This window comes from Streptomyces sp. 5-10, assembly GCF_014712245.1.
In the GTDB taxonomy this organism is placed as follows: Bacteria; Actinomycetota; Actinomycetes; order Streptomycetales; family Streptomycetaceae; genus Streptomyces; species Streptomyces violaceusniger.
In genome coordinates this window covers 67,841-75,119 of sequence record NZ_JACVYG010000051.1, presented here as the reverse complement: position 1 = coordinate 75,119, position 7,279 = coordinate 67,841, and the positions used below count along the sequence as shown (strand labels likewise).

General features: G+C 69.1%; 6 protein-coding genes and 1 rRNA gene. All 7 read left to right on the top strand.

Going from position 1 to position 7,279, the window contains the following annotated elements; genetic code table 11:
* The first annotated feature begins 75 nt into the window (after positions 1-75).
* The 7 genes from rrf (at position 76) to IEJ02_RS38285 (ending at position 7,275) form a co-directional block, all read left to right on the top strand.
* A 5S ribosomal RNA gene (rrf, locus tag IEJ02_RS38315) occupies positions 76-192 on the top strand.
* A gap of 147 nt (positions 193-339) precedes the next feature.
* Complete coding sequence (gene clsA, locus IEJ02_RS38310) at positions 340-948, top strand: cardiolipin synthase ClsA (RefSeq protein WP_137976679.1); 609 nt, start codon at positions 340-342, stop codon at positions 946-948.
* A gap of 113 nt (positions 949-1,061) precedes the next feature.
* Entirely contained in the window at positions 1,062-3,557 is a 2,496-nt protein-coding gene (locus IEJ02_RS38305) for a mannose-1-phosphate guanyltransferase (protein ID WP_037964941.1), read from the top strand.
* A 116-nt stretch (positions 3,558-3,673) separates the two neighbouring features.
* Complete coding sequence (locus IEJ02_RS38300; protein ID WP_191069007.1) at positions 3,674-4,600, top strand: DUF881 domain-containing protein; 927 nt, start codon at positions 3,674-3,676, stop codon at positions 4,598-4,600.
* Positions 4,597-4,929 carry a small basic family protein gene (locus IEJ02_RS38295; RefSeq protein ID WP_014058688.1) on the top strand — a complete coding sequence of 111 codons (333 nt, stop codon included), beginning with the start codon at positions 4,597-4,599 and terminating at the stop codon, positions 4,927-4,929. The genes IEJ02_RS38300 and IEJ02_RS38295 overlap by 4 nt, the downstream gene beginning before the upstream one ends.
* Positions 4,930-5,423: 494 nt before the next feature.
* On the top strand, positions 5,424-6,317 hold the full coding sequence (locus IEJ02_RS38290) for a DUF881 domain-containing protein (RefSeq protein WP_370467188.1): 894 nt from the start codon (positions 5,424-5,426) through the stop codon (positions 6,315-6,317).
* Positions 6,318-6,447: 130 nt separating this feature from the next.
* Positions 6,448-7,275, top strand: coding sequence for an FHA domain-containing protein (locus IEJ02_RS38285; RefSeq protein WP_370467187.1), 828 nt, complete (start codon positions 6,448-6,450; stop codon positions 7,273-7,275).
* Positions 7,276-7,279: the final 4 nt, after the last annotated feature.

The following is a 7,279-nucleotide window of genomic DNA, read 5'->3' as shown; positions in this document are numbered from 1 at the left end:
GTTGGTTCTGAAGCAACGAACCGTTTGACCGCCCCGCTTGTGCGGGGCTGGGTCCGGTTCAAAGCTTCATAGTGTTTCGGTGGTTATAGCGTTAGGGAAACGCCCGGTTACATTCCGAACCCGGAAGCTAAGCCTTTCAGCGCCGATGGTACTGCAGGGGGGACCCTGTGGGAGAGTAGGACGCCGCCGAACAATTCTTCCAAGAGACCCCGAGGGAAATTCGTTCCCCTCGGGGTCTTTTTCGTGCCCATGTCCACTACGCCCCGGTGCGGGGCCTGTGCGGGCCTACCGGTAGAGTCATGGAGCATCATCGGCCTGTTTCTCACGGGAGGCTCCCGGGTGGAGGTACAGGAGACACGCGTTCAGACGGACCGCGTGCTCACCATCCCGAACATCCTCAGCGCTGCGCGCCTCGTCGGCGTGCCGCTTTTCCTGTGGCTGATCCTCCGGCCCGAGTTCGGCGGGCCCAACAGCGATGGCTGGGCGCTGCTGGTACTGGCGCTCAGCGGTGTCAGCGACTATCTCGACGGGAAGCTGGCCCGCCGCTGGAACCAGATCAGCAGTCTCGGCCGGCTTCTCGACCCGGCGGCCGACCGCCTCTACATACTGTCGACTCTTGTCGGTCTCACCTGGCGCGAGATCCTGCCCCTCTGGCTCACCGCGGTCCTTCTCGCGCGGGAGCTGGTTCTGCTGGTGATGGTGGGCATCCTCCGGCGCCATGGCTATCCGCCACCCCAGGTGAACTTCCTCGGCAAGGCGGCCACCTTCAACCTGATGTATGCCTTCCCGTTGCTCCTTCTGAGTGAGGGAAGTGGCTGGCTTCACACGACCGCTGCTATTTTCGGATGGGCGTTCGCCGGATGGGGTACAACACTCTATTGGTGGGCAGGAGTCCTCTACGTGGTTCAGGTCCGCCGTCTCGTCAGGGCGGACACCGCGGCCGACTGAGCTCGCCGTAGCGGCGTCCATAGAGGCCGGGGCCCGTAGCGCTTTAGGTGTATGGGCCATCGGGCGTGCGCGGTCGGCATGACCGTCGTCTCTTCAAGGAGGACGCTTCCGATATGAAGGCCGTCGTGATGGCAGGGGGCGAGGGGACTCGTCTGCGCCCGATGACCTCGACCATGCCCAAACCGCTGCTGCCCGTGGCCAACCGGCCGATCATGGAACATGTGCTGCGGCTGCTCAAGCGGCATGGTCTCAGCGAGACCGTGGTGACAGTCCAGTTCCTCGCCTCCCTCGTCAAGAACTACTTCGGTGACGGCGAGGAGCTCGACATGGAGCTCACGTACGCCAACGAGGAGAAGCCACTCGGCACCGCCGGAAGCGTCAAGAACGCGGAGGAAGCACTCAAGGACGACACCTTCCTGGTGATCTCGGGTGATGCCCTGACGGATTTCGACCTCACGGATCTGATCAATTTCCATAAGGAAAAGGGCGCCCTTGTCACCGTCTGCTTGACCCGCGTTCCCAATCCGCTCGAGTTCGGTATCACCATCGTCGACGAGGGCGGAAAGGTCGAGCGCTTCCTGGAGAAGCCCACCTGGGGTCAGGTCTTCTCGGATACCGTCAACACCGGCATCTATGTCATGGAGCCGGAAGTCTTCGACTATGTCGATCCCGATGTTCCGGTCGACTGGTCCGGAGATGTCTTCCCCCAGCTGATGAAGGAAGGCAAGCCCATCTTCGGCTATGTCGCCGAGGGCTACTGGGAGGACGTCGGCACCCACGAGAGCTATGTGAAGGCCCAGGCGGACGTTCTCGAGGGCAAGGTCGATGTCGAGCTCGACGGATTCGAGATCTCGCCCGGCGTATGGGTCGCCGAAGGGGCGGATGTGCATCCGGAGGCCGTGCTCCGCGGTCCGCTCTACATCGGGGACTACGCCAAGGTGGAGGCCGGTGCCGAGATCCGTGAGCACACCGTCGTCGGCTCCAATGTCGTGGTGAAGAGCGGCGCCTTCCTCCACAAGGCGGTGGTACACGACAACGTGTACGTCGGCCAGCAGAGCAATCTGCGCGGCTGTGTCATCGGCAAGAACACCGACATCATGCGCGCCGCCCGGATCGAGGACGGGGCCGTCATCGGCGATGAGTGCCTGATCGGCGAGGAATCGATCGTCCAGGGCAATGTCCGGGTCTATCCGTTCAAGACCATCGAGGCGGGCGCGTTCGTCAACACCTCGGTGATCTGGGAGTCCCGGGGGCAGGCCCATCTGTTCGGCGCCCGCGGCGTCTCCGGCATCCTCAATGTGGAGATCACCCCGGAGCTCGCGGTGCGGCTCGCCGGGGCGTACGCCACGACCCTCAAGAAGGGCTCCACGGTCACCACGGCGCGTGACCATTCCAGGGGCGCGCGGGCGCTCAAGCGGGCGATGATCTCCGCCCTGCAGACCAGCGCCATCGACGTACGGGACCTGGAGAACGTGCCGCTGCCGGTGGCCCGGCAGCAGACCGCGCGCGGCAGCGCCGGCGGCTTCATGATCCGGACCTCGCCCGGGGTGCCGGACTCGGTCGACATCATGTTCTTCGACGAGCGGGGCGCGGATCTGTCCGCGGGCGGTCAGCGGAAGCTGGACCGGGTGTACGCCCGTCAGGAGTACCGCAGGGCGTTCCCGGGCGAGATCGGTGACCTCAGCTTCCCGTCGAGCGTCTTCGACTCGTACACGGGCTCGCTGCTGCGCGCCGTGGACATCAGCGGCATCGCCGAGTCCGGTCTGAAGGTCGTCGTGGACGCCGCCAACGGCAGCGCCGGGCTGGTGCTCCCCAGCCTGCTGGGCCGGCTCGGGGTGGACGCGCTGACCATCAACCCGGGCCTGGACGAGTCGCGTCCGACGGAGACCGCCGACGCCCGCCGGTCGGGGCTGGCCCGGCTCGGCGAGATCGTCGCCTCGGCGCGTGCCGCGTTCGGCGTGCGGTTCGACCCGGTCGGGGAGCGGTTCTCGCTCGTCGACGAGCGCGGCCGCATCGTGGAGGACGACCGGGCGCTGCTGGTGATGCTCGACCTGGTGGCCGCGGAGCGACGGAGCGGGCGGGTGGCGCTTCCGGTGACCACGACCCGTATCGCCGAGCAGGTGGCGGCGTACCACGGCACACAGGTGGAGTGGACGACCACCGCGGCGGACGATCTCACCCGGGTCGCCCGGTCGGAGTCCACCATCTTCGGAGGCGACGGGCGCGGCGGGTTCATCATCCCCGAGTTCAGCAGCGTCTTCGACGGCACGGCCGCCTTCGTCCGGCTGATCGGGCTGGTGGCGCGCACTCAGCTGACGCTGAGTCAGATCGACGCGCGGATCCCGCGGGCGCATGTCCAGCGGCGCGATCTGGCCACCCCCTGGGCGGTCAAGGGCCTGGTCATGCGGCATGTGGTGGAGGCCGCGGGAGACCGTTCCGTGGACACCACCGACGGGGTGCGGGTCGTGGAGACCGACGGGCGGTGGGTCATGGTGCTGCCCGACCCGGCCGAGGCGGTCACCCATCTGTGGGCGGAGGGCCCGGACGACGCGTCCGCGCAGGCCCTGCTGGACGAGTGGTCGAGCGTCGTGGACAGCGCGGGGCGCTGATCCCGGTCCCGCCCGAGCACGTCTGAGCGCGTGGGGCCGCCGTCCCGAGGTCCCGGATCCGGCACGCCGGAGGGGCCATTCGGTGGCGGCGGCCCCCACGTGCGACGATGTGCGGCATGTCGCAGCAGCCCCCCGTTCGGAGCACAGCATCGCCGCGCCCACGCCCGCGCCTCGACGCGTCCATGTCGCTGCTGACCAATGTGATGGACCACAGCCTTGACGACGGCTACGCCGAGGCCGCCGCGCGGCGCGGGGAGACCGGTCGCTCGGGCCTGCCGCGCACTGTGCGGGCCAAACTGGGGCTGGCCTTCGGTCTCGTCCTGGTCGCGGTCGTCATCACCGTCGGGGCCGCCGAGGCGCGGATATCGGCGCCGACGCTGGCCAAGGAGCGGGGAGAGCTGATCGACCGCATCGAGACCGGGAACTCGAACGCGGACAAGCTCGCCCGGAGCGTGGACAAGCTCCGCGGCGAGGTCGGGGAGAAGCAGCGGCAGGCACTGGAGAAGGACGGCGGAGCAAAGGCCGATCTGGTGGCGCTGCTCTCGGGGGCCAACGAGGTGACGGGCCCCGGGGTGAAGCTGGTGGTCGACGACGCCAAGGACGCGGCGAGCAGCGGCGGGGGACCACGGGAGAGCGCCGACTTCTCCGACACCGGCCGGGTGCGCGACCACGACATGCAGCGCGTCGTCAACGGCCTGTGGGAGTCGGGCGCGGAGGCCGTCTCGATCAACGGGCAGCGGCTGACGGCGCTCTCGGCGATCAGGGCCGCGGGAGACGCCATACTGGTCGACAACAAGCCGCTGGCGCCCCCGTATACGGTGCTCGCGGTGGGGGACGGGCAGCGGCTGAGCACCGCTTTCCAGAACAGTGCGGACGGACAGTACCTTCATGTGCTGCAGCAGAACTATGACATCCGCACGAGCATTTCCGTCCAGGACTCGCTCCGGCTTCCGGCCGCGCCGAGCCTGATCGTACGCACCGCGGAACCGATAGCCGGTGGCTCCGGCAAGGGTGACGCCGACACAGGGAAGGGCACATCGTGATCGCCGTATTGGGGCTCATCGTGGGAGTCGTGGTGGGACTCGTGGTCCGACCCGTGGTGCCGACGGTGGTCGAGCCCTATCTGCCGATCGCCGTCGTGGCGGCACTGGACGCGGTCTTCGGCGGCTTCCGGGCGATGCTGGACGGGATCTTCGACGACAAGGTCTTCGTCGTATCGTTCCTGTCCAATGTGGTGGTGGCCGCACTGATCGTCTTCCTCGGTGACAAGCTGGGCGTCGGTGCCCAGCTGTCGACGGGAGTGGTGGTCGTGCTCGGTATCCGGATCTTCTCCAACGCGGCCGCGATCCGCCGCCATGTGTTCCGGGCGTGAGGCCGATGACGACCGACGACACCCCGGAGAAGCCCGAGAGGGCGCGGTCGGCCGAAAACCGACGGCAGGCCGACACGCCGCGACAGCCCGCCGACACGCCGCGACAGCAGTCGGCTGAGGCGCCGCGGCAGCCTGCCGACACGCCGGAGCAGGCCGAGAGGGACGCGAAGGCCGGACGAGTGGCACCGGCCGACACGCCCGAGAAGGCCGCTGAGCAGCCCCGGCGGTCGCCCGAACCGCCGCGCCGGCCGGAGGCGCCCGAGCAGCCCGCGCCCCCCGGGGAGCCCCGCGAGCGGGCCGAGCCGAAGCGGGCCGAGCCTCAGCGGCCCTCGGCGGCCGGACCGCCGCGCCCGGGCACCCCGTCGCCCGCCCGGAGGCCCGAGCGCCGTGACGCGCCCGCGGAGCGGCCGGGCAGGCCCGCCACGCCCCCGCCCGGCGGCTTCAAGGACCTCGCTCTGCGGAAGCCCCTGCCCAAGGCCGTGCTGCCCGAGGCCCTGCCGCCGCAGGCCCAGGGCCGGCCCGTCACGGCGGACACGCCCGGGACGCGTGCCGAGGGCCCCAGGCCCACCGACGGGTCCCGGAGCGGCCCCGGAGAGCGTGTGGGGCCCACCCCCGGCCCCGCTCCCGGGCCTGGGAGCCCCGGGGCCGGTCGGGGGCCGGAGGACGCCCTGACCGGCCGCCAGCGGCTGGTGAAGGGCGTATGGCCGCCGCGGCTCACCCGTGCGCAGCTGATCGTGGCCCTGCTGCTCTTCGGCCTCGGCCTGGGCCTCGCCATCCAGGTGCGCTCGACCAACGAGAACAGCGTGCTGCGCGGCGCCCGGCAGGAGGACCTGGTCCGGATCCTCGACGAGCTGGACTCCCGCACCCAGCGGCTCCAGGACGAGAAGCGCCGCCTCGAGAACCAGCGCACCGAGCTGGAGAACAGCTCGGACCAGGCCGAGGAGGCCCGGAAGCAGACGCTCCAGAAGGAGCAGCAGCTGGGTGTGCTCGCCGGTACGGTGGCAGCGCAGGGTCCTGGTATCACGATCACCATCGACGACTCCCGGGGCTCCGTGGAGTCGGACATGCTGCTCGACACGGTCCAGGAGCTGCGCGCGGCGGGCGCCGAGGCGATCCAGATCGGCAAGGTGCGCGTGGTCGCCGGCACCTACTTCTCGGACAGCGGTGGCGCGATCCGGATCGATGGACGGAAAGTGACGCGACCGTATGTTGTGAAGGTGATCGGCAAGCCGGAGGATCTGGAGCCGGCCCTGAACATCCCGGGCGGGGTGGTGCAGAGCCTGGAGAAGGAGCAGGCCACTGTGTCCGTGCGGCGGGAGAAGAAGATCGTTGTGGATGCCTTGCGATCGGCGAAGCGGCCTGACTACGCTCGGTCGTCATCACGGTGAGGCGGTTCGAAATGAGGGTCTCTCGGGGAGACCATGTGGACGCGGGGGGTCAACGCACCGGAAGATCCGCGCGTGATGGAAACTGTCTGGTGGTCACGGACGTTGTGAGGATGTCCGGACCGTCTGGTGTGTGCATCGAGGGTTTGTCCTGCCCCACGGGCGGGTCTGTTTCAGTCAAGGGGAATCGCCCGTGAAGTTGTTCGGGAAGTTGTTCGGTAAGAGTGCCCGCCAGGACGGCGGCAGCAGCACCGCTCGCCACCGCGCCTCGCGTGGAGCGGAGGAGAGCGGAGGGGGAACCGAGGAGCGCCCGCTCTTCCGTGACCAGGTCGGCGGGCAGGGCGCGTCTGTTGACCCCTCCGCGGCCGGGCCCATAGGTTTCGAGGACCCATCGGCCTCTCACAGTGGTGGAGGGTTCGGCTTGCCGGTCTGTCAGCGGTGTGGCCACCGGAACGCGGAGGCCAGCCGGTTCTGCTCCAATTGCGGCGCCCCGCTGCGGGGCGGCGCGCCCTCCGAGCGTGCCTCGGAGACCACCTCCACCATTTCGATCTCGGGTCTCGAGGCGTACGACTCCGAGGTGACCGGGCAGACGCCGCTGCCGTCGCTCAGCCCGGAGGCGCAGGCCGCCGTCGAGGCGCTGCCCCTGGGGTCGGCGCTGCTGGTGGTCCGCCGCGGGCCGAATTCCGGCAGCCGCTTCCTGCTGGACAGCGATGTCACCACGGCGGGCCGTCACCCGCAGAGCGACATCTTCCTGGACGATGTGACCGTCTCCCGCCGCCATGTGGAGTTCCGGCGCGGCCAGGACGGCAGCTTCACCGTCGCGGACGTCGGCAGCCTCAACGGGACGTATGTCAACCGGGAGCAGATCGACGCGGCGGTGGTCCTGGCCAGTGGGGACGAGGTGCAGATCGGTAAGTACCGGCTGGTCTTCTACCCGAGCCAGCGGGGCGTCGGCATCTGACCCG

Excerpts from the sequence above, each read along its gene's own strand:
- IEJ02_RS38305 (WP_037964941.1), top strand. The coding sequence starts at position 1,062 with ATGAAGGCCGTCGTGATGGCAGGGGGCGAGGGGACTCGTCTGCGCCCG.
- IEJ02_RS38300 (WP_191069007.1), top strand. The coding sequence starts at position 3,674 with ATGTCGCAGCAGCCCCCCGTTCGGAGCACAGCATCGCCGCGCCCACGC.